The sequence below is a fragment of the Streptococcus pseudopneumoniae genome, assembly GCF_001072665.1.
In the GTDB taxonomy this organism is placed as follows: Bacteria; Bacillota; Bacilli; order Lactobacillales; family Streptococcaceae; genus Streptococcus; species Streptococcus pseudopneumoniae_S.
Window position 1 is genome coordinate 1 of record NZ_JVJI01000039.1, and the last position, 528, is coordinate 528.

Sequence of the window (528 nt, forward strand, 5' to 3'; positions counted from 1 at the left end):
CATCTCATCATGTTCTGCTTGTTTCATCACTTTAAATCCTCCTACGCTTAATCCAACGATAACCAACAAACTAGCTAAAACAATTCCTATAATTTTTAATAACCTCATGACATCTCCTTTATGTTATTTTACAAATATATCATGTTGGGATATGTTTCAAAATAACTTGTATACTCTTCATTAGCAATTTTTTGACGTTCATGATCACTATACTGTCTACTCACTTTTTCTCTCCGTTATCATTTTTTCAAATTTAGCAGAGTTTCCTCCGCCATCATTAACTAACTTTCCACTTTTTTTATCTTTATTAATAGTGAAAAATACATATAATTCTTCGTCATTATTTATATAAATTTTTAATTTGATCCCTCCCATTGGACTATGATTGATGGATTTATCATCAATTTGATAAGACTTTATTTTCCCTTTATTTGTTAAATAAAATTGATCCATTTCTTTCAAATCATCTTCTATAATCTTTTTGACTTCCTCACTCTCTACAATTCTCACCATCTCATCATGTTCTGC

The 528-nt window shown here is 29.0% G+C and carries 1 protein-coding gene; it reads right to left on the minus strand.

Annotation, left to right across the window (positions count from 1 at the left end):
- Positions 1-216: 216 nt before the first annotated feature.
- Positions 217-528 (minus strand): DUF1310 family protein (locus ADH52_RS02965; RefSeq protein ID WP_049509996.1); only part of this gene is annotated, 312 nt, incomplete at its 5' end.